This window comes from Cupriavidus sp. OV096, assembly GCF_900115455.1.
Lineage (GTDB): Bacteria > Pseudomonadota > Gammaproteobacteria > Burkholderiales > Burkholderiaceae > Cupriavidus.
The window spans coordinates 93,909-114,010 of the sequence record NZ_FOWM01000009.1 but is presented as its reverse complement, the minus strand read 5'-3'; the positions used below and the strand labels follow the sequence as shown (position 1 = coordinate 114,010).

Genomic DNA, 20,102 nt, shown 5'->3' with positions numbered 1-20,102 from the left:
ATGACTCACGTAGCGCAAGTCAAGATTCCCGCCACCTACATGCGTGGCGGCACCAGCAAGGGCGTCTTCTTCCGCCTGCAGGACCTGCCCGAGGCCGCGCGCGTGCCCGGCGCGCCGCGCGACAAGCTGCTGATGCGCGTCATCGGCAGCCCGGACCCGTACGGCAAGCAGATCGACGGCATGGGTGCGGCCACGTCGAGCACCAGCAAGACGGTAATCATCAGCGCCAGCACGCGGCCGGACCACGACGTGGACTACCTGTTCGGCCAGGTGTCGATCGACCAGCCGTTCATCGACTGGAGCGGCAACTGCGGCAACCTCTCCGCCGCCGTGGGGCCGTTCGCCATCAGCAACGGCTTCATCGACGCCGCGCGCATCCCGCGCAGCGGCAGCGGCATGGTCACCGTGCGGATCTGGCAGGCCAATATCGGCAAGACCATCGTCGCGCACGTGCCGGTGACGGACGGCGCGGTGCAGGAGACCGGCGACTTCGAACTGGACGGGGTGACCTTCCCCGCCGCCGAGGTGCAGTTGGAGTTCATGGACCCCGCCGAGGAAGGCGAGGATGGCGGCGGCGCGATGTTCCCGACCGGCAACCTCGTCGACGACCTGGAGGTCCCCGGCGTGGGCACGCTCAAGGCGACGATGATCAACGCCGGCATTCCGACGATCTTCGTCAATGCCGACGCCATCGGCTACACCGGCACCGAGCTGCAGGACGCCATCAACGGCGATCCGAAGGCGCTGGCGATGTTCGAGACCATCCGGGCCTACGGCGCAAAGCGCATGGGGCTGATCCGCGACATCGACGAGGCCGCACGGCGCCAGCACACGCCGAAGGTGGCGTTCGTGGCGCGGCCGGTCTCGTACACGGCGTCCAGCGGCAAGGCCGTCAACGCTGGCGACGTGGACCTGCTGGTGCGCGCGCTGTCGATGGGCAAGTTGCACCACGCCATGATGGGCACGGCGGCGGTGGCTATCGGCACGGCGGCGGCGGTGCCGGGCACGCTGGTCAACCTCGCAGCCGGCGGCGGCGAGCGCGAGGCGGTGCGCTTCGGGCACCCGTCCGGCACGCTGCGGGTGGGCGCGCAGGCCAGCCAGGCCGATGGCCAGTGGACCGTCACCAAGGCCATCATGAGCCGCAGCGCACGCGTGCTGATGGAAGGCTGGGTGCGCGTGCCGGGCGACGCGTTCTGACCGTTTCGCCCGACTCGTCTCCCAACTCGCAATACCTCTAAAAAGCGGCATCCTTCCCCCGGGGAGGATGCCGCTTTGTCTTATGGGGCATACGTTTGCGGGCGATGACGGTTGTCGACGCAACCGCCGCCGGTGGGTATAGTGCTCGCTCCGTCCGACGCCGGACGGAGTCCATGAATCGAAGACACGGGGCGGCGCTTCCACAAGACGCCCGAACCTGCCGACATGAGGAGCATCATGCAACGTACCTGCCTGAAATCGCTTGCCAAGCCGATGGCGACACCCATCGCCGCGCTGCTGCTGTCCGCCGGGCTGATGTCCGGCCTGGCCCACGCGCAACTGGCTCCGGCCCCGGGCGCTGACCCGGCCACCACCACTACCGCCCCTGCCGAGGCGCGCAAGGCCAACGTGGTCATCATCGGCACGGGCGGCACCATCGCCGGCGCAGGCGCATCGGCCACCAACACAGCGGCCTACCAGTCGGCCGTGGTGCCGGTGGACAAGATCATCGCCTCGGTGCCCGAGATTTCGAAGGTCGCCAACGTCAAGGGCGAGCAGGTCTTCCAGATCGGCTCGGAGAGCTTCAACAACGAGCGCCTGCTGAAGTTGGGCAAGCGCGTGTCCGAACTCCTGAAGCAGCCGGACGTGGACGGCATCGTCATCACGCACGGCACCGACACGATCGAGGAAACGTCGTACTTCCTGAACCTCACGCTCAAGAGCGACAAGCCCGTGGTAGTGGTCGGCTCGATGCGCCCGGGCACGGCGCTGGGCGCCGATGGCGCGCTGAACCTGTATGACGCGGTGCTGGTGGCCTCCCGGCCCGAGTCGCGCGGCAAGGGCACGCTGGTGGTGCTGAACGACGAGATCCACACCGGCCGCGACGTGACCAAGACCAACACGTTCAAGACCGAGACCTTCCGCTCGCCGTTCGGCCCGCTCGGCTATGTGGTGGAAGGCCGCACGCTGTACTACCGCACGCTGGCGCGCCCGCACACCACGCAGACCGAGTTCGATATCGACAAGATCGACAAGCTGCCCGAAGTCGCTGTGGTCTACGCCTACGGCAACGTGAACCCGGCCAGCATCGACGCGGCAGTGAAGAATGGCGCCAAGGCCATCGTCTATGCCGCCACCGGCAACGGCAGCGTGGGCGACTACATGGTGGAACCGCTCAAGGCGGCCCGCGCCAAGGGCGTGCAGATCGTGCGCGCCTCCCGCACGGGCAGCGGCGTGGTGGTACGCAACGCCGAGCAGCCGGACGACAAGTACGACTGGATCGTCACCGACGACCAACTGCCGCAAAAGGCACGCATCCTGATGGCGCTGGCGCTGACCAAGACCAACGACCCGAAGGCGCTGCAACAGATGTTCTGGAAGTATTGATGTCCCCCGCCCCTTCCCGCCCGCGGGAGGGGGCATCCGCACCGCCCCTCGCCCCCTCAGAACAGCGCCGTCGTCATCAGCGCCTTGGCCACCAGCGGCCCCTCGTTAGCACCGTCGGCGTAGACCGACACTTCGAGCGACACCTGCCGCTTGCCCCGGCGGATCACCTCCGCCACCGCGCGTAACGCCACGCCATCGGCGGGCGCCAGGTACTGGATCGACAGCGCCCCGGTGGCGCCGCCGCGTACCACCTCCAGATCCACGTTCGAGAACGCCGCCGCCGCGCCGGCCACATCGATCAGCGTGGCGATCACCCCGCCATGCACGACCTTCCGCACCGTCACGTTGTTCGGGCTGAACGGCAGCACCAGCTCCACGCGGTCCACCGCCAGTGCATCCAGGCGGATGCCCAGCGTGCGCGCCACCGGCGATTCCATCAGGACGGACGCCACCATCGCGGCCAGGCGCGGGTCCACAGTCGATTCAGGCATAGGAAGGCTCCAGAACATACGGCATGGTACGAATTCGATTCCACCCAGCCTAGCCGGCCCCGCCCATTCGCTCAATGACCTGAGGGGTAGTTGAGCAGGCTCAAGGCCTCTTTCCTCGGTAGTGCTACTTCTCATTGCGGCGCAACACCGCACCAACCTAGTCGGATACTCATAGAGCGACCTGTGGCGAGTAGTACACTTCGGCTATACAACAAGGAGGTCCATGACCGCAGAGAAGATTCAGCAGAAGGGCGAAGGGATGATTCAGGTAGGGAACGCCACGTCGATTGGCGAGAACGTGCAGGTGATTTTCCTGCGCCCCGCCACCGTGCAGATTGGCGACTACGTGTCGCTGGGCGATGGCGTCAAGCTGGTCGTCGACGGTGGCGACGTGCGCATCGGCGACTGGACCACCCTCCATTCAGACACCCTGGTCCTGTCGAAGACCGGTGTCGAAATCGGCCAGCACTGCTGGTTCGGGCAGAACACGGTGCTCGACGGCACGGGCGGCCTGACCATCGAGAATGGCGTACGCGTCGGCATGTACTCGCAGCTCTGGTCCCACGTGGCCGCCGGCGAGCAGATCGAGGGCTGCACCCTATTCGGCGAGCGCCCGATCCATGTGGAATCCGATGTCTGGCTGGTCGGCTCTTGCATCGTGGCGTCTGGCGTGCGCATCGGCCGTCGCACGGTTGCGCTGATCGGCTCGAACCTGACCAAGGACGCGCCTGCCGAAGTGGTGCTGGCCGGGTCGCCAGCGAAGGTCAAGGACGGGCTGTCCTTTTACAAGCCGGTGACGCTGGACGAGAAATTCGAGATGCTGGCTGGCTGGCTCGGGCAGATTGCCGGAATGCCAACGATGGATGCACCGTCCCTGGAGCGTGACGGCGACGCGATCACCGTGCACTGGGATGACGTGGAGAAGGTCACGTTCTACAAGCACGCGGCCGATTACGACAAGGCGGTCGTTAATCGCCCCGGCAAGACCACGCTGGGCTGCGTGGAGAATAAGCGCTACGTCAAGGCCATGACCGGCGCCGAGCGCGGCGTGCTGAAATTCCTGGCCGGCAACAAGGCGCGCTTCTACGCCTGAGCGAGAATCGGCCCTGAGCCTCCGGCTGCACACCCTGGCGCCGGGGCGCCGGCCGGTATAATGGCCCCCCAATCGTTCCAGCCGTCCCCGCCCCACCCCTGCATGCCTGCCGAACCGTCCGACATTACCGAAGCCCAAGGTCTCAGTGACCGGCCCGACAGCCCCTGCATCGGCATCTGCTCCACCTTGTTCGATGAGATCTGCCAGGGTTGCGGCCGCACCGCCGTCGAGGTCAGTAACTGGGTGTTCTACTCCGATGCCGAAAAGCAGGTGATCTGGGACCGCATCACGCGCGAGGGCACTGCGCGCCGCTTCAGCCAGGGCTGAGGGATCCGGAGATGACCCCGGTCAGCCGCTTCTCCATATCCTCGACTTCGCGCCGCGCTACGCGCTCGCGGGCGAGTTTTCGCCAGCTTTCCGCCAGCGGCGCCAGTTCCGCCATCTCGGCCAGCGCTGCATGGTTGAGCCGGTCGACATAGAGCACGTGCAGCAGCCGCTGCAGGCTCCATTGCGGATAAGGCCGTGCGGCCAGCACCAGCCGGTCCCCGGCGCGTACCTCGCCTTCCTCGATCACCCGGTAATACCAGCCCGTGCGCTGGCTCTGCTGCACCGCGCGCGACATGCCCGCGTAGCCAAAGCGGTGATTGAGCTTCCAGCATGGCTGGCGCGCCTGCGAGACCTCCACCAGCGCCGAACCGAGCCGGAACTGGTCGCCGATGCACACGTCCGCTTCCGTCAAACCCCGGGTGCTCAGGTTCTCGCCGAAGGCACCGGGGCGCGACAGGACATCGGTCACGCCATCTTCCCGCGCCAGTTCCGCCGCCCAGGCCGGGTAGTGATCGCGCGGATAGTGATGGACGGCCTTTTCCGGGCCGCCGTGATGGCGCGGATCGCCCTGCTCGTCCCCAGCCAGCCCGAGCGTGGTCACACGCAGCGATCCGTCCTGCAACTGCTTGTCGATGCCGCTCGGCACCCCCTTCGGGCCGAACGGGCGCACCTTGCCCGCGAGCAAGGCGTCGATGGCGATATCGATGTCCGGCACGGTCACAGCCCGGCCTCGTCGAGCCAGCGCATGAACATGCGCTCCCCGGCGGCGGCCACGGTGGCGCCGATCTCGGCGGTGCGGCGGCGGATGGTGCGCGGGTCGATGCCGGCCTTGGCCAGTTCCACGGTATGGCCGATCAGCCAGGTCTCGATGTCGCCGGGCAGCACCTCGGGGTGGAATTGCAGCGCCAGCACGTGCTGGCCGATCGCATACGCCTGATGCGGCGTGCCGGCCGTGGAGGCCAGCAGTTCGGCGCCAGGCGGCAGGTCGAAGGTGTCGCCGTGCCAGTGCAGCACCTGCCAGTCGGCGTCCGCCAGCGCCGCGAGTGGCGAGCGCAGGCCGGCCTCGGTCGGCGTAACTGGCCCCCAGCCAATCTCGCGCGTGCCCGGATAGACGCGCGCGCCAGATGCCGCCGCGATCAGCTGCGCGCCCAGGCAGGCGCCGATCATCGGCCGCCGCGTGCCGAGCCGCTCGCGGATCACCGCGATCTCGGCCTCCAGCCACGGATAGGCCTCGGTTTCATAGACCCCGATCGGCCCGCCCAGCACCACCAGCAGGTCCGCCGGATCGGCCGCGACCAGCGTCAGGTCGTCCACGCCGGCCTGGAACACGCGGATCTCGTGCCCGCGGTCGCGCACGGCATTCGCAATCACACCGGCATGCTCGAACGGCACATGCTGGATCACGTCGGTGCGGCGTCGGGTCTCGGTCATCGTCAATTCTCCTGATGCTTAGGGTGCGCCGGCTGGCCGGAGCACCAATGTGTCGAACGCGTCGCCGCCGGGATTGCGGCGTGGCGCGCCAATCGTAATGAACTGTACTGCCGCCCAGCGCTCGGTCCAGTCGCGGTAGTGCGGAGATAAGGCATTGCCCGATTGTCCCGTCGAGGTCATGAAGCGGGAATGGGACAAATCTGAAAGGTCGTAAATCGCGCGCAGGCTGGCCGCGTGCACGCTCTCGAACGGCGCGGCCTCGTCGCGGAGGGCGTGACGGCCGACATCCACCGTATACGTATCACCGCCGGTCGGCACGCGCACGTTGAAGAACCCTGACAAGTACGAAACCTTGCCGAATGGCTTGTGCTCGGCGCGCGCCGTATGGGCCCGGCCCCAGCGCCATTTTTCCGGATTGCTGCCATAGCGGGTGTCCAGGTCGGCGATGGCCCGCTGCCAGGCCAGGCCGATGGTCTCCGCGCAGGTCTCGCGCGTCGGCGTACGAGTGTTGTCGCACCAGAACGCGCCGGCGCCGTTCGGGGCGCGCAGCGCGTTGAGCATCGGTAACTGCACGTTGCGCTGGTCCCAGAGCCGGTTGAACTGGGTTTCGTCGAGCTTGTCCTCGAACAGCAGCCGCGACAGCTCGCGCAGCCACGCGGTGGCGACCAGCGGCTCGGCGCGGTCCGCCGCCATGGTGGCGTCCCACTTGCGCAGGGCATCGAACAAGGCGCGCTCGCGGTCCGGGCGCTTGGCGTCGCTGGCCACCGGGGCGGCCAGCAGCAGCGGCAAGGCGTCGCGCACGGCCAGCGAGAGCACGTCCTTCTGGATGGCCGCGAAGGTGTCCGGCGTATGGCGCGGGGTGGCCTCCAGCAGCGCCCGGATGCGATCGTGGCGGTACGGCACCGTCCACTCGCTGGTGATGAAGTACGGGTAGTCGTCGGCCACGATCTTCTGGTTGGCCGTCACGATCATGCCGTCCGGCGGGTTGAAGCGGCGCGGCAGCGCGTCGAACGGCACGAAGCCGGTCCAGTCATAGCGCGCATCCCAGCCCGGCGCCGGCGCAAGGCCCTTCAGGTCGTTGTCCGCCCGGCGCAGCGGCACCCGGCCCGGCGCGATATAGCCGATATTCCCGTCCACATCGGCATAGACGATGTTCTGCTGCGGCGCGTGGAGGTCCCGCATCGCCGCCAGGAAGGTGTTCCAGTCGCGCGCGCCGGCCAGCTTCAGGCCGCCTTCGAAGGTCTTGTCGTCCGGGCGTAGCGCGGTCCACTGAAACGCCACCACGTACTGCGCGCCCAGCGGCTTGGCGGCGATGGTCAGCGGCTCGGCCACATCGGATAGCACCGGGCCGTGGCGCGTGGCCCGGACGGTCAGGTTCATGTCCGGGGCGCCCTTCACGCGGATGGTCTCGGTGCGGGTCTCGAACTCCGCCCAGCCGTCCGGCGTCTGGTAGCGGGTGGGGTGCGCGGGATCGATCCGTTCTATATAGAGGTCCTGCACGTCCGGCGCGGTATTGGTGAAGCCCCAGGCAATGCGCGCGTTATGGCCGAGCACGACCAGCGGAATGCCGGGCAGCGTGGCGCCCGTTACGTCGAGCCCCGGCGCCTGCATCTGGGCGAAGTACCAGAGCGACGGCGCCTGCAAGCCCAGGTGCGGGTCATTGGCCAGCAAGGGCTTGCCGCTGACCGTGTGGGCGCCCGAGACCACCCAGTTGTTCGATCCCATGCCCTCCACATAACCCGCCGGCGCCCGCTCCACCACGCTCGCCATGGCTGTGGCCACGGGCGCGAGTTGGCGATAGAAGGCCGCGTAGTCCATCGTGCGCAGCGGCACATCGCCCGGATACGGCGCGAGGATCTCGGCGATGCGCGCCGTCGGCAGTTGCTGGGCCAGTCCCATGCGCAGGACCTCCTGCGTCCAGTTGCCGCCCAGGTCCCACGCCATCATGGTCTGCCAGCCGAGCGTGTCGACGGGCTCCCAGCGCTCGGGCTTGGTGCCGAGGATCAGGAACTCGGGGGGGAGCGCGGACTTGCGCGTATCGATAAACGCGTTCACGCCATCGGCATAGGCTTGCAGCGCCGCGCGGGTCTCGGGGGAAGTCTGGGCGAGGATGGCCTCGGCGTTTCGCCGCACCCCGAGCGTGCGCAGGAAGCGGTCGGTGTCCAGCGCGCCAGGGCCGAGGATCTCCGCCAGCCGGCCGGCCACCACGCGCTTGTTCATCTGCATCTGCCAGAGCCGGTCCTGCGCGTGGACGTAGCCGAGCGCGTAATAGGCGTCCAGCACGTGGGCGGCCTGGATGTGCGGCACGGCGTTGCGGTCCCGCACCACGACGACGCGGTCGTGCAGGTCGGGCAGGATCAGCGTGCCGGCCGTGTCCGGCTGCGAGGCCTGGCGATACCAGGCATAGCCGCCCACCGCACCCGTCGCCAGCAGCAACATGAGCGAGAGCAGCCAGCCGCCGAGCCGTTTCCACCAGCGCATCGTATTCCTCCGAAAATTTCAGATCGATTCAGGTCGATTGGGATCGATCAAAGACCGAAGCATCGCAGATTCCGGCGCCAGAAAAAATGCCCGGACGTGCCGGGCATGCGATGCAACGCCAGGAAGCGCCCGTCAGGCGGGCTTCTTCAGCTGCAGCGACTTGTATTCGAGGAATTCCTCGAGTCCGTACTTGCCAGCCTCGCGCCCGTTGCCGGACTGCTTGAAGCCGCCGAACGGCGCGTTCATGTTGAACGGACCGCCGTTGATGTCCACCTGCCCGGTGCGGATGCGGCGCGCCACGCGGATCGCGCGGGCCTCGTCGCCGGACCAGACCCCGCCGCCCAGCCCGTAGACGCTGTCATTGGCGATGCGCACGGCATCGTCCTCGGTGTCATAGCAGATCACGGTCAGCACCGGGCCGAAGATCTCTTCCTGCGCCACGGTTGCCTTCGGATCGACATTCCCGAGCACCGTCGGCTTGACGAAAAAGCCCTTGTCGAGCCCCTCGGGGGCGTCGGGGCCGCCGGCCAGCAGTTCGGCGCCCTCCTCCAGTCCGCGGCGGATGTAGCCCGTCACGCGCTCCTTCTGCACGGCCGAGATCAGCGGGCCGAGGCGCGTGGTCTCCACCAGCGGGTCGCCAAGCGTGAAGTTCTCCACCACCTTCGCGGCGATGGCCTTGACCTCGTCATAACGGGCGCGCGGCACCAGCATGCGGGTATGGGCCGAGCAGGTCTGGCCCGAATTCAGGAAGCAGGCGTTGATGGTGCCCTTGACGGCCTGCGGCAGGTCCGCGTCGTCCAGGATCACCGAGGCGGACTTGCCGCCCAGTTCCAGCGCCACGCGCTTGACCGACTGCGCGGCCAGCTCGGACACGCGCTTGCCGGCCCGCGTGCTGCCGGTGAACGACACCATGTCCACTTCGGGGTGGCTCGCCAGCACTTCGCCCACGATCGGGCCATAGCCGGTGACGAGGTTGAACACGCCCGGCGGCAGGCCGGCGGCCTCGATCACCTCGGCCAGCACGAAGGCGTTCAGCGGCGCCACCTCGGACGGCTTGAGCACCACCGTGCAGCCGGCGGCCAGCGCCGGCGCCACCTTCAGCGTGATCTGGTTCAGCGGGTAATTCCATGGCGTGATGGCGGCCACTACGCCCACGGGCTCGCGCACCACCAGCGAATTGCCGACCTGTTCCTCGAACTGGAACTGCTCCAGCAGCGAGGCGGCCTGGCCCCAGTTATAGACCGGCCCACCCACCTGGATGGCCCGCGCCAGCTTGATCGGCATGCCCACTTCGGCGGCAATCAGCTGCGCCAGTTCCTCGGTACGGTCCTTGAGCCCCTCGGCGATCTTGCGGATGTAGCCGGCACGCACGGCCGGCGGGGTGTTGGACCAGCCGTCGAAGGCGGCCCGCGCGGCGGCGATGGCGTCCTCGGCGTCCCGGGCGTCGCCCTCGGGAATCTTGCCCATGACCGCCTCGGTGGCGGAATGAACCACATCGATCAGCCCGCTGCCATGGGGCTGAATCCACTTGCCGTTGATGAAAAGTTTGTCTCGTTGTTGCATGGCCACAGTTCTCAATAGGTGAATCGGCGGTTGCAATTTTTTGTTACTTTTAGGGTGCCTCACATTGTAGAGCGGAATGCCAACTCGGATTTTGTTTGATTCCGGGCGCATGACGCCGATCGAAAACAAAGAAAAGAGGAGCGAGACATGGTCGATCCGGTCTTTCAGAAGACGGAGGCAGGTCAGGAGGAGATCCGCACGCGTGCCCGCAAGCTCGATCACAAGCTGCGCGCGCTGCTGCTTATCGTGAATGGCGAACGCCCCAAATCGGCGCTGCTGGCGCAGGTGGGCGGGATGGGGGTCGGGGAGGAAGCGCTGGATACGCTGGTGGAACTGGGGCTGCTGGTCGCAGAAACCTCGGAGGCCGCCAAACCCCTCGCCACGCCGGCGAGCACCACCCCACAGCGCCCGGCCCGCTCCGGGCCGCCGGACACCAACCTGTTTGCGGCGTATTCAGCACTTAGCAAGGGACTGGATGACGTGCTGGCCGATACCGCCATCGCACCTATGCCGGTGACAGTAGGCGGCGCGGACAGCTACAAGCAGCTCTATCACTTCTATACCGATGTGATCGGCAATCATCTGGGATTGCGCGGCTACGTCCTGCAGGTGAAGGTGGAAAAGGCGGGAACGGTAGCCGAACTGGCCGAGTTGCGCGACGCACTGGGCGCGGCCTTGCAGAAGGCCAAGGGCGAGATCACCGCGCGGGCGATTCTTGATCAGCTGGATGCGATGCTGGCGGCGCAGGGGGCGGCCGCCAGGTAAAACCATCGCCCCTCCCCAGAGGAGAGGGGCGTTCCCTGCTTAAGCCGCGATACCCTGCGACTCCAGGTACTCGTCGTACGTGCCGAGGTAGTCGGTGATCTTGCCGTCCGTGCGGACTTCGATCACACGCGTGGCCAGGCCGTTGATCAGTTCGCGGTCGTGCGACACAAAGATCAGGGTCCCGGTGAACTTGTCCAGGGCGATCTGCAGCGACTCGATCGACTCCATGTCCATGTGGTTGGTCGGCTCGTCCATGGCCAGCACGTTGTGGCGGCCCAGCATCAGCTTGCCCCAGATCATGCGGCCCTTCTCGCCACCGGACAGCACCTTGACGTTCTTCTTGATGTCGTCGGCCGAGAACAGCAGCCGGCCCAGCGTGCCGCGCAGCGACTGGTCGTCGTCGCCGGCCTGCGTCCACTGGCTCATCCAGTCCATCACGTCGCGGTCCACCGGGAATTCTTCGTAGGTGTCCTGCGGCATGTAGCCGACGTTGGCGTTCTCGGCCCACTTCACCTCGCCGCGATCCACTTCCACGCCGCGCTGCACGCCAGTCTGGACGATATTGTTCAGCAGGCTGCGCAGCAGCGTGGTCTTGCCGGCGCCGTTTTCACCGATGATCGCCACGCGCTCGCCGGCCTGGATCGCCAGCGTCAGGTTGTTGATGATCTTGCGGTCGTAGGTCTTGGTGATGCCCTCCACCTCGACCGCCAGGTTATGCAGCTTCTTCTCGAACTCGAAGCGGACGAACGGGTTCTGGCGCGACGACGGCTTGATGTCTTCCACCTTGATCTTGTCGATCTGCTTGGCGCGCGACGTGGCCTGGCGGGCCTTGGACTTGTTGGCCGAGAAGCGGCGCACGAAGTCCTGCAGTTCCGTGATGCGCTCCTTGGCGCGCGCGTTGGCGGCCACCTGGCGCTCGCGGGCCTGCATCGACGCTTCCATATAGTCGTCGTAGTTGCCCGGGTAGACCTTCAGCGTGCCGTAGTCCATGTCGGCCATGTGCGTGCACACCGAATTCAGGAAATGTCGATCGTGGGAGATGATGATCATCGTGGAATTGCGCTCGTTGAGCACATCTTCCAGCCAGCGGATCGTGTTGATGTCCAGGTTATTGGTCGGTTCGTCGAGCAGCAGCACGTCCGGGTTCGAGAACAGCGCCTGCGCCAGCAGCACACGCAGCTTCCAGCCGGGAGCGATGTCGCTCATCGCGCCCTGGTGCTGGTCGGTGGGAATGCCCACGCCCAGCAGCAGCTCGCCGGCGCGCGCCTCGGCGGTGTAGCCGTCGAACTCGGCATAGCGGGCTTCCAGCTCGGCCGCCTTCATGTAGTCCTCGTCCGTGGCTTCCGGATTGGCGTAGATGGCGTCGCGCTCGGTCGCGGCAGCCCACATCTCGGTATGGCCCATCATCACCACGTCCAGCACGCGGTTGTCTTCATAGCCGAACTGGTCCTGGCGCAGCTTGCCCAGGCGCACGCCCGGCTCCAGCATGACCTGGCCCGACGAGGGCTCCAGGTCGCTGCCGAGAATCTTCATGAAGGTGGACTTGCCGCAGCCGTTCGCGCCGATCAGGCCGTAGCGGTTGCCTTCGCCGAACTTGACCGTGATGTTCTCGAACAGCGGCTTGGGGCCGAACTGCATGGTGATGTTTGCGGTAGAAAGCACGTCTGGAACCTTTGAATGCGTATGGGTGCGTAGAGGGAGGCTGCGCGGGGCGCCTGCGCCGCCCGGGCCGGCCCGGGCTTGCCAAGGCTGGGGGATCGCGTGGAAGACCTGCCCATCAGCGCGTCCGACCTGGCAAAAATGCGGAAATAACCCGAGATTTTACCACTCGCGGGCCGTTAGCGGGGATTGCTGGGGCGATTGCCGGAGCCGCGGCGGGATGTGACGTCTGGTGTGACGCCGTTACAGCGTCGGGTAGCCGGACAGGGCCAGCGTGAAGCCGTCCGCCTGGGCGGTTAGCCGGGCCTGGGCACCCACCGGCAGCGTCAGCTTGCGTGGGCAGTGGCCGAACGGCAGGCCGGTCAGCACCGGAATGCCGACTTCGGCACGCACGTAGTCGAACACGGCGTCCATGTCGTAGCCGTTGTCGTAGTCCGTGGTGCGGTAATTGGAGAAATCCCCCAGCACCAGCGCCTGCTGGCGCGCCAGCACGCCGGCCTGCGCCAGTTGCAGCAGCATCCGTTCGATGCGGTACGGCGGCTCGTTGATGTCCTCGATGAACAGGATGCCGCCATCGATCTTCGGCATGTACGGGGTGCCGAGCAGGCTGCAGAGCATGGCGAGGTTGCCGCCCCAGAGCGTGCCGTCCACGGCCACGGGCCGGCCCAGCGCCTGTGGGGCCTCCACCGTCACCGTGTAGGCCGGGTCGCGCAGGATGGCCTCGAAGTGCTGCCACATGTACGCGTCCACCGGCTCGGCGCCGAAGTCGGCCAGCAGCATCGGGCCGGCAAACGTCACGCCCCCGGTGGCGGCGAGGTAGGCCAGTTGAAACCCCGTGAAATCGCTATGTCCGACGATGGGCGTGCCGCTGGCGTGCGCCTGGTCGGCAATCCGCGCGAAATCGATCTTGCCGAGCAGCCGCCCGAGCCCGTAGCCGCCGCGCACGGCCAGCGTCAGTTCACGCTGGGCGCCGGTGCCGATGGCGTGCAGGTCGGCCAGCCGTTCGGCGTCCGTCCCCCCAAAGCGCTGGTAGCGGCGCGCCAGCACATCGGGATTGCCCACGTGATAGCCGTGATGCTTGAGCCAGGCGCAGCCGCGTGCCGCAATCGCCACATCATGCGGATAACCGGAGGATGCAATCAGACGGACTTCGATCGATTCGCTCATGAACCTGAATTCTCTTCGCCGGAATCTGGAGCCGCGATTTTAACGCGCGCCGACTTCTGCGCACGGCGCCGCGCGCCAAAGAAATCACGCAGCATCTGGCCGCATTCCTCGGCCATCACGCCCCGGGCCACCGTGGTCTGGTGGTTGAGCGTGGCCTGCGCGAACAGGTCCACCACGCTGCCGGCCGCGCCGGTCTTGGGGTCGGTCGCGCCGAAGACCACGTGGCGCAGGCGGGCGTGGAGGATGGCGCCCGAGCACATCGCGCAGGGCTCCAACGTCACATATAGCTCGCACTCGGGCATGCGGTAGTTGCCGAGCACTTGGGCGGCGGCGCGCAGTGCCTGCATTTCGGCGTGGGCGGACGGGTCCATCGAGCGGATCGGCAGGTTGTGGCCGCGCGCGATGATCTTGTCGTTCCAGACCACCACGGCACCCACCGGCACCTCGCCCGCTGCCTCGGCCAGACGCGCCTCTTCCAGCGCGGCGCTCATGTAGAAGCGGTCGCGCGCGTCCGGATCGGGGAAGGTCTGGGGCAGCGGATCGGACATCGGCCCGGATCAGTCCTGGGCAGGCAGGCGCACCGGCGCGCTGACTTCGGCCCAGCAGTTCGGCGTTTCGAACAGCACGAGGCGGGTCAGTTGCAGATGGTGGCCGAAGCAGTCCTTGAACACAGGCGCGAGGATGTCGAACGCCACCTGGGCAAGGTTCTCCACCGTGGGAATGGACTCGAGCACCACGGTCTTGTGGTTGTCCATCGACTGGAGGAAATTCAGCAGCGCCGTGTCGCCCCGGTAGATCAGGAAGGCGTGATCCCATTTCGACACCAGATGCTCGTTGGCGAGCGTCTTGATGTCGCCGAAGTCGAGGATCATGCCGTCGTCGGAGGCGCCTTCCTTGTGCAGGACTTCGCCCGACAGGGTCAGGTCCAGGCGATAGCGATGGCCATGGATGTTGCGGCACTGGCCGCCATGGCTGGGAATACGGTGGCCGGAATCGAACTCCAGGCGACGGGTGATGGAGACTTGTTTGGTCATGGATCAGCGAATGCCCAGCAGCTTGTGGGTCTGCAGCGACAGGCGCCAGCGCGGGTGGCGCTGGCAGAATTCCACCGCCGCGGCCGTATTTTGCCGGGCCAGCGGGCCATCCATGGCCTGCACCATGAAATAGCGGAAATCCAGTTGTTCATATGCTGCGAAGTCCTGGCCGTCCTGCGGGATGACGACCTTGAGTTCGTCGCCGCGCGTGACCACGAGTTCCGCGCCCATCTTGGGGCTCACGCAGACCCAGTCGATGCCTTCCGGCACGGGCAGCGTGCCGTTGGTCTCGATGGCGATCTCGAAGCCCTGCGCGTGCAGCGCGTCGATCAGCGGCGCGTCCAGCTGGAGCAGCGGCTCGCCGCCGGTGCAGACCACGAGCGGCTTGCCGCCGGCGCTGCCCGGACCCTGGGGCCATTCGGAGGCCACCACGGCCGCCAGTTCCTCGGCGGTCTTGTACTTGCCGCCGCGCGTGCCGTCCGTGCCGACGAAATCGGTGTCACAGAACTGGCAGACTGCGCGCGCCCGGTCTTCTTCGCGGCCGGTCCACAGGTTGCAACCCGAGAAACGGCAGAACACCGCGGCGCGGCCGGCGTTGGCGCCTTCGCCCTGCAGCGTGTAGAAGATTTCCTTGACGGCGTAAGTCATTGTGTGGGGTAGCGACGAGCAACCCATTAGTATAGCAAGGGACTAGGGTTTTCGCTAAGACACACCCCGCCCCGCCTACGGCGCCAGCCGTTCCTGCAGGAAGTCCAGGAACACGGCGATACGCGCCGAAAGCTGCGTGTTGAGGTAATAAACGGCGTGGATCGGCTGCCGGACCTCGATCGTGCTGGCCTCCAGCACCTGCACCAGCCGGCCCGCGCGCCGGTCCGCATCGGTCATGAAATCGGCCAGACTGACGATGCCCTGCCCGGCTAATGCCAGTTGCCGCAGGGTCTCGCCGCTCGATGCCGAGATTTGTGGACGAATCTCCACTTCCGCACCATTTTCCCCGCGCAGCGGCCAGCGATTCAGCGACTCCGGCTGGGTAAAGCCAAGCAATGTGTGATCGGCAAGCTCGTCCACGACGGCCGGGGTGCCACGCGCCTTCAGGTAGTCCGGACTGGCCAGCACGCGGATGCGGTTGCTGCCCAACGGCCGCGCGTGCAGCGTGGAATCGCGCAGCGTGCCGATACGGATCGCCACATCGGTGCGATGTTCGAGCAGATCGATGATCTGATCGTTCGTGTTCAGTTCGAGTTCGATTTCCGGGTAGGCTGCGCGGAAGGCGCCGACCAGCGGCACCACCACGTGGAGCATGAACGGGGACGCCGCGTTCACCCGCAGCCGCCCTGCCGGCCGCTGGCGCCGCACCGCCATCTGCTCCTCGGCCAGATCGGCCGCCGCCAGGATCTGGCGCGCGTGGGCGAGCATCGCCGCGCCCTCCTCGGTCAGTTCCAGCCGCCGCGTGGTCCGGCGCAGCAGCGTGGTTTCCAGCTTCTCCTCCAGCCGGGACAGCGCCCGGCTGACCCCGGAGACGGTCTGGTCGAGTTGCTCCGCAGCGGCGGTGATCGAGCCGCTATCCACCACGGTCGCAAAGGCGAGCAATTCTTCGAGCGTCAGCTTCATCCTTGAATTTTAGTCAAATATCTTTGGCTGATCACGGGGTTTTTCTGCAAGAAAGCACGCGGCACACTGCGCCCATCGAAAAAACCCTGCTTGAGGATGTTCGACATGCCTATTGCCTTGCTCGCGCTGACGATCAGCGCCTTTGCCATCGGGACGACGGAATTCGTCATCGTCGGCCTGATTCCGACCATCGCGGCGGATTTGCATATCTCGGTACCCTCCGCCGGCCTGTTGGTGAGCCTGTACGCGCTGGGCGTGGCCGTGGGCGCGCCGGTGCTGACCGCCCTCACCGGCCGCCTGCCGCGCAAGCTGCTGCTGCTCTCGCTGATGGCGCTGTTCACGGCCGGCAACCTGCTCGCGTGGAAGGCGCCGAGCTATGAATCGCTGATCATGGCGCGCATCCTCACCGGCCTTGCGCATGGCGTGTTCTTCTCGATCGGCTCGACCATCGCCACCGGCCTGGTGCCGAAGGAGCGTGCCGCGAGCGCCATCGCCATCATGTTTACCGGGCTGACCGTGGCGCTGGTGACCGGCGTGCCGCTCGGTACCTTCATCGGCCAGCACTTTGGCTGGCGCGAGACCTTCCTGGCCGTGTCCGGCCTCGGCGTGGTCGCCTTTATCGGCAGCCTGCTGTTCGTGCCCTCGCAGATCCGCCATTCGCCGCCTGCCTCGCTGCTGCAGCAGGCGCGGGTGCTGGCCGAGCCGCGGCTGCTGCTGGTCTACGCGAAGACGGCCATCGGCTACGGCGGATCGTTCATTCCGTTCACTTTCCTCGCCCCGATCCTGCAGGACGTCTCGGGCTTCAGCGCCGGCGCCGTGGGCCTGGTGATGCTGGTGTATGGCGTCTCCGTGGCGGTGGGCAATATCTGGGGCGGCCGGCTGGCGGACCGGCATGGCCCGATTCCGGCGCTGCGCATCGTATTTCTCCTACTTGCCGCCGTGCTGTTCGTGCTGACCTTCACCGCGCCGCACCGCTGGCTGGTGGTGGCCACGGTGCTGGCCTGGGGCGCGGTCGCCTTCGGCAACGTGCCGGGCCTGCAGGTCTACGTGGTGAAGCAGGCGGAGCGCCATACGCCGCAGGCCGTGGACGTGGCGTCCGGCCTCAACATCGCCGCGTTCAACCTCGGCATTGCCGGGGCGGCCTGGGCGGGCGGGCTGATCGTCCAGCATCTGGGGCTGATGCATACGCCGTGGATCGGCGCGCTGGTGGTGCTCGTGGCGCTGGGCCTGACCGAATGGAGTGGCCGGCTGGACCGCGCCGCCGGCATCGATCACCGTGCGGGCAATGTGCCGGCCGGGGCGATGTCTCACTGATTGTTCGCCAACCTTCCTTTCATCGGAGAAATTCATGCAGATTCCGCAACTTGGCCTTGGCACCTTCCGACTCAAGGACCAGCAGGTCATCGATTCCGTGACGATGGGGCTGGAGGTGGGTTATCGCCACATCGACACGGCCCAGATCTACGGCAACGAGGCCGAAGTGGGCCGCGCGATTGCCGCCAGCGGCGTGCTGCGCGACGACCTGTTCGTGACGACCAAGATCTGGACCGAACACCTGGGCCGCGACGCCCTGCGCGCCAGCCTTGAGACGAGTCTTGAGAAACTGAAGCTCGATCGGGTCGATCTGACGCTGATCCACTGGCCGTCACCGGGCAACGCGCTACCGGTGGCCGAGTATATGGAGGCGCTGGCGCAGGCCCAGGCCGCCGGGCTGACGCGCGCGATTGGCGTGTCGAATTTCACGATCGGGCATCTGAAGCAGGCCATCGACGCCGTTGGCGCGCCGGCCATCGCCACGAACCAGATCGAACTGCATCCCTTCCTGCAGAACCGCAAGGTGGCGGCGTTCATGCGCGAACAGGGGATCCATCTGACGGCCTACATGCCGCTGGCCTACGGCAAGGTGATGGAGGATGCGGTGCTACGGCGGATTGCCGCCGTGCGTGACGCCACGCCGGCGCAGGTGGCGCTGGCGTGGCTGATGCAACAGGGCTATGCGGTGATTCCGTCGTCCACCCGGCGCGCCAACCTTGAGAGCAATCTTGGCGCGGCGCGGATCACGCTGACGGCGGGCGAGATGGCCGAGATTGCCGCGCTGGACCGGGGCGAGCGGCTGGCCAACCCCGGCTTCGCGCCGCAATGGGATTAACGGCGGCTTACCGCGCGCCGAGGTAGTCCAGCTTGCCGATCTGCACGCCCTTGTGGCGCAGCAGGTCGTAGGCGGTGGTCACGTGGAAGTAGAAGTTCGGCAGCGCAAAGCCCAGCAGGTAGCTCTTGCCGTCGAAGGTGACCGGGCCGTTGCGGAGCTTGAGTTCCACGGTGCGCGTCTCGCTGCCTTCCAGCTGTTCGGGACGGATCGACTTCAGGAAGCCGATGGTCTTGGCGATGCGCTCCTGCAACTCGGGGAACGTCGCCTCCGTATCGGCATAGGACGGAATCTCGATCCCGGCCAGCCGGGCGGCGCAGCCCTTGGCGGCATCGCTGGCGCGCTGCACCTGGGCGGGCAGCGCGTCCATGTCGGCAATCAGACGCGTCTGAATCAGCTCGGATTCATCGATCCCCTGCGCCTTGGCGTGGGCGGCACCTTTTTCAAGAATCGCCGACAGGTTGTTCAGCGCGCGGATGAACGCCGGGATCGAAACGTCATACATCGAGAGGGCCATTTGGGCTCCTTGGGTGCGGTGTCGTGGGGGTGCGCGGCGGTGCCGCCGTCTGTGCTGCAGACCGGAGGATAGATCGAATCGGCCCGGCTTGCTGAAGGCACCCCGGGCACCCCGGGCGGCCCGTGCGGTTACGCCAGCAGCCCGTCGAGATAGGCGTCGCCATCGTCGATGCCGAATTCGACCCACATCGGCAGATGGTCGCTCATCCGGTAGGTGCGCCACTCCTTGAAGCCGCGCCCCGGCTTGGCGGCCCGCTGCCGCGCATAGGCGGGCTCGTCCTCGAGCCGGTAGACGTGCTCGTAGAAATCGAACACGCCGGCCTGGCCGGTGGGCGCCAGGTGCGCCAGCTTGCTGAGGTAGGCAATCTGGTCGTAATGCTTGTTCTTGTCGACGTTGGAGCCCGGCACGGCCTGCAGGGCGTCCGGCACCGCGAATCCGGCCCGGGTCATGGCCTCCATGGTCACGTCGTTGCGGTTGAAGATGTTGAAGTCGCCCAGCACGATCAGGTTATCCGCCTCCGGCGGCGTGCCGGGCGCGTATTGCGGGGCGCTGGAGAGCTTTCCCGCGTTTTTGGCCAGCGTGCGGGCGAACGCCGTGATCTCGGCCAGCCGGCGCGGGTCCACGGCCACGCTCTTGCCATAGTAGATGTGGACCGTCGCCAGCGTCAGGTAGGCCCAGCCGGCGCGGAAGCCCGCGATATAAGGCGAGCGCGCCATCTGCACCGGCTCCTCGGGCGCGCCCTTTTCCTTCGCCAGCACCAGCTCGGCGGCCAGCCCGGTGAACGAGACCTTGCGCCGGTCGTACAGGTAGGCCATGCGCTCGGCGTTGCCCGAGGTGCCCAGCGTCACGTCCGTCACGAGGAAATCCCACCAGCTACCCAATATCCGTTGCAGCCGCTGGAGCGGATAGAGCCCGCTGCGCACCTCCTGGATCGCGATCAGGTCGAAGCGGCTCAGGATTTCGGCGATGTAGTAATACGGCTCGTCGTCCCGGTAGCCGTACTTGCCCGAGTCGAACTCGCGGATATTCCAGGTGGCCAGCAGCAGCGTGCGGGTGGCGGTGCGCGCGGGAATGGCGCCGGCCAGCGCGGGCCGCAGGCGTTTCAGCCCGTCGATGGTCCGCTTGCGGATCTCCGCGTCCTCGATCTGTTTCAACCCTGCGTAATACGGCATGTGTCACTCCGGGGTGGATGGTGAGACGCATTGTCACAGCAGACTAAGACAGTTCTGGTCGA

The 20,102-nt window shown here is 66.7% G+C and carries 20 protein-coding genes; 7 read left to right on the top strand and 13 right to left on the bottom strand.

Translation table 11 applies throughout. The annotated features are described in order from the left end of the window. Together prpF and BM115_RS19420 are read left to right on the top strand one after the other, a co-directional pair. Positions 1-1,197, top strand: coding sequence for a 2-methylaconitate cis-trans isomerase PrpF (gene prpF, locus BM115_RS19425; RefSeq protein WP_092297742.1), 1,197 nt, complete (start codon positions 1-3; stop codon positions 1,195-1,197). Between the two features lie 237 nt (positions 1,198-1,434). Beyond that, a complete protein-coding gene (locus BM115_RS19420) occupies positions 1,435-2,583 on the top strand; it encodes an asparaginase (RefSeq protein WP_255370909.1) in 1,149 nt (382 codons plus the stop codon). A 56-nt stretch (positions 2,584-2,639) separates the two neighbouring features. Here BM115_RS19420 and BM115_RS19415 read toward each other — a convergent pair whose 3' ends face one another. Beyond that, on the bottom strand, positions 2,640-3,074 hold the full coding sequence (locus BM115_RS19415; RefSeq protein WP_092297739.1) for a PaaI family thioesterase: 435 nt from the start codon (positions 3,072-3,074) through the stop codon (positions 2,640-2,642). A 223-nt stretch (positions 3,075-3,297) separates the two neighbouring features. Here BM115_RS19415 and BM115_RS19410 point away from each other — a divergent pair, with 223 nt between their 5' ends. Continuing rightward, complete coding sequence (locus BM115_RS19410; RefSeq protein WP_092297736.1) at positions 3,298-4,167, top strand: acyltransferase; 870 nt, start codon at positions 3,298-3,300, stop codon at positions 4,165-4,167. Positions 4,168-4,269: 102 nt separating this feature from the next. Next, positions 4,270-4,494: a DUF1289 domain-containing protein gene (locus BM115_RS19405; protein ID WP_092297733.1), complete on the top strand. Its 225-nt coding sequence runs from the start codon at positions 4,270-4,272 to the stop codon at positions 4,492-4,494. Here the strand turns inward: BM115_RS19405 and BM115_RS19400 are convergent. The 4 genes from BM115_RS19400 to BM115_RS19385 form a co-directional block, all read right to left on the bottom strand. Continuing rightward, on the bottom strand, positions 4,481-5,215 hold the full coding sequence (locus BM115_RS19400; RefSeq protein WP_092297731.1) for an MOSC domain-containing protein: 735 nt from the start codon (positions 5,213-5,215) through the stop codon (positions 4,481-4,483). The genes BM115_RS19405 and BM115_RS19400 overlap by 14 nt on opposite strands. Beyond that, complete coding sequence (locus BM115_RS19395; protein WP_092297728.1) at positions 5,212-5,925, bottom strand: glutamine amidotransferase; 714 nt, start codon at positions 5,923-5,925, stop codon at positions 5,212-5,214. Before BM115_RS19395 ends, BM115_RS19400 begins: the two co-directional genes overlap by 4 nt. 18 nt (positions 5,926-5,943) lie before the next feature. Then, positions 5,944-8,406 (bottom strand): penicillin acylase family protein, encoded by a 2,463-nt coding sequence (locus BM115_RS19390; RefSeq protein WP_092297725.1) that lies wholly within the window; start codon positions 8,404-8,406, stop codon positions 5,944-5,946. A gap of 132 nt (positions 8,407-8,538) precedes the next feature. Next, positions 8,539-9,969 (bottom strand): aldehyde dehydrogenase family protein, encoded by a 1,431-nt coding sequence (locus tag BM115_RS19385; protein WP_092297722.1) that lies wholly within the window; start codon positions 9,967-9,969, stop codon positions 8,539-8,541. A 147-nt stretch (positions 9,970-10,116) separates the two neighbouring features. Between BM115_RS19385 and BM115_RS19380 the strand changes: the two genes are divergently transcribed. Continuing rightward, positions 10,117-10,734: a hypothetical protein gene (locus tag BM115_RS19380; RefSeq protein ID WP_092297719.1), complete on the top strand. Its 618-nt coding sequence runs from the start codon at positions 10,117-10,119 to the stop codon at positions 10,732-10,734. Between the two features lie 39 nt (positions 10,735-10,773). Here BM115_RS19380 and BM115_RS19375 read toward each other — a convergent pair whose 3' ends face one another. The 6 genes from BM115_RS19375 to BM115_RS19350 all read right to left on the bottom strand — a co-directional run bounded on the left by BM115_RS19375 (position 10,774) and on the right by BM115_RS19350 (position 16,205). Then, entirely contained in the window at positions 10,774-12,396 is a 1,623-nt protein-coding gene (locus BM115_RS19375; protein ID WP_092297716.1) for an ABC-F family ATPase, read from the bottom strand. Positions 12,397-12,636: 240 nt separating this feature from the next. Continuing rightward, complete coding sequence (ldcA, locus tag BM115_RS19370) at positions 12,637-13,560, bottom strand: muramoyltetrapeptide carboxypeptidase (RefSeq protein ID WP_092297713.1); 924 nt, start codon at positions 13,558-13,560, stop codon at positions 12,637-12,639. Further along, on the bottom strand, positions 13,557-14,108 hold the full coding sequence (gene tadA / locus BM115_RS19365) for a tRNA adenosine(34) deaminase TadA (protein ID WP_092297710.1): 552 nt from the start codon (positions 14,106-14,108) through the stop codon (positions 13,557-13,559). Before tadA ends, ldcA begins: the two co-directional genes overlap by 4 nt. A 9-nt stretch (positions 14,109-14,117) precedes the next feature. After that, entirely contained in the window at positions 14,118-14,594 is a 477-nt protein-coding gene (locus BM115_RS19360) for a 6-pyruvoyl trahydropterin synthase family protein (RefSeq protein ID WP_092297707.1), read from the bottom strand. A 3-nt stretch (positions 14,595-14,597) separates the two neighbouring features. Continuing rightward, positions 14,598-15,242: a 7-carboxy-7-deazaguanine synthase gene (queE, locus tag BM115_RS19355; protein ID WP_092297704.1), complete on the bottom strand. Its 645-nt coding sequence runs from the start codon at positions 15,240-15,242 to the stop codon at positions 14,598-14,600. A 75-nt stretch (positions 15,243-15,317) separates the two neighbouring features. Beyond that, complete coding sequence (locus BM115_RS19350) at positions 15,318-16,205, bottom strand: LysR substrate-binding domain-containing protein (protein ID WP_092297701.1); 888 nt, start codon at positions 16,203-16,205, stop codon at positions 15,318-15,320. A gap of 105 nt (positions 16,206-16,310) precedes the next feature. On the opposite strand from BM115_RS19350, the gene BM115_RS19345 reads away from it, so the two are divergent. Further along, positions 16,311-17,519, top strand: a complete 1,209-nt coding sequence (locus BM115_RS19345; RefSeq protein ID WP_092297947.1) for an MFS transporter — start codon at positions 16,311-16,313, stop codon at positions 17,517-17,519. Between the two features lie 34 nt (positions 17,520-17,553). Further along, positions 17,554-18,354 (top strand): 2,5-didehydrogluconate reductase DkgB, encoded by an 801-nt coding sequence (gene dkgB, locus BM115_RS19340; RefSeq protein WP_092297698.1) that lies wholly within the window; start codon positions 17,554-17,556, stop codon positions 18,352-18,354. Positions 18,355-18,361: 7 nt separating this feature from the next. Here the strand turns inward: dkgB and BM115_RS19335 are convergent, their stop codons facing one another. Then, positions 18,362-18,868: a DUF1993 domain-containing protein gene (locus BM115_RS19335; protein ID WP_092297696.1), complete on the bottom strand. Its 507-nt coding sequence runs from the start codon at positions 18,866-18,868 to the stop codon at positions 18,362-18,364. A 128-nt stretch (positions 18,869-18,996) separates the two neighbouring features. Beyond that, complete coding sequence (locus BM115_RS19330) at positions 18,997-20,040, bottom strand: endonuclease/exonuclease/phosphatase family protein (protein ID WP_092297693.1); 1,044 nt, start codon at positions 20,038-20,040, stop codon at positions 18,997-18,999. Positions 20,041-20,102: the final 62 nt, after the last annotated feature.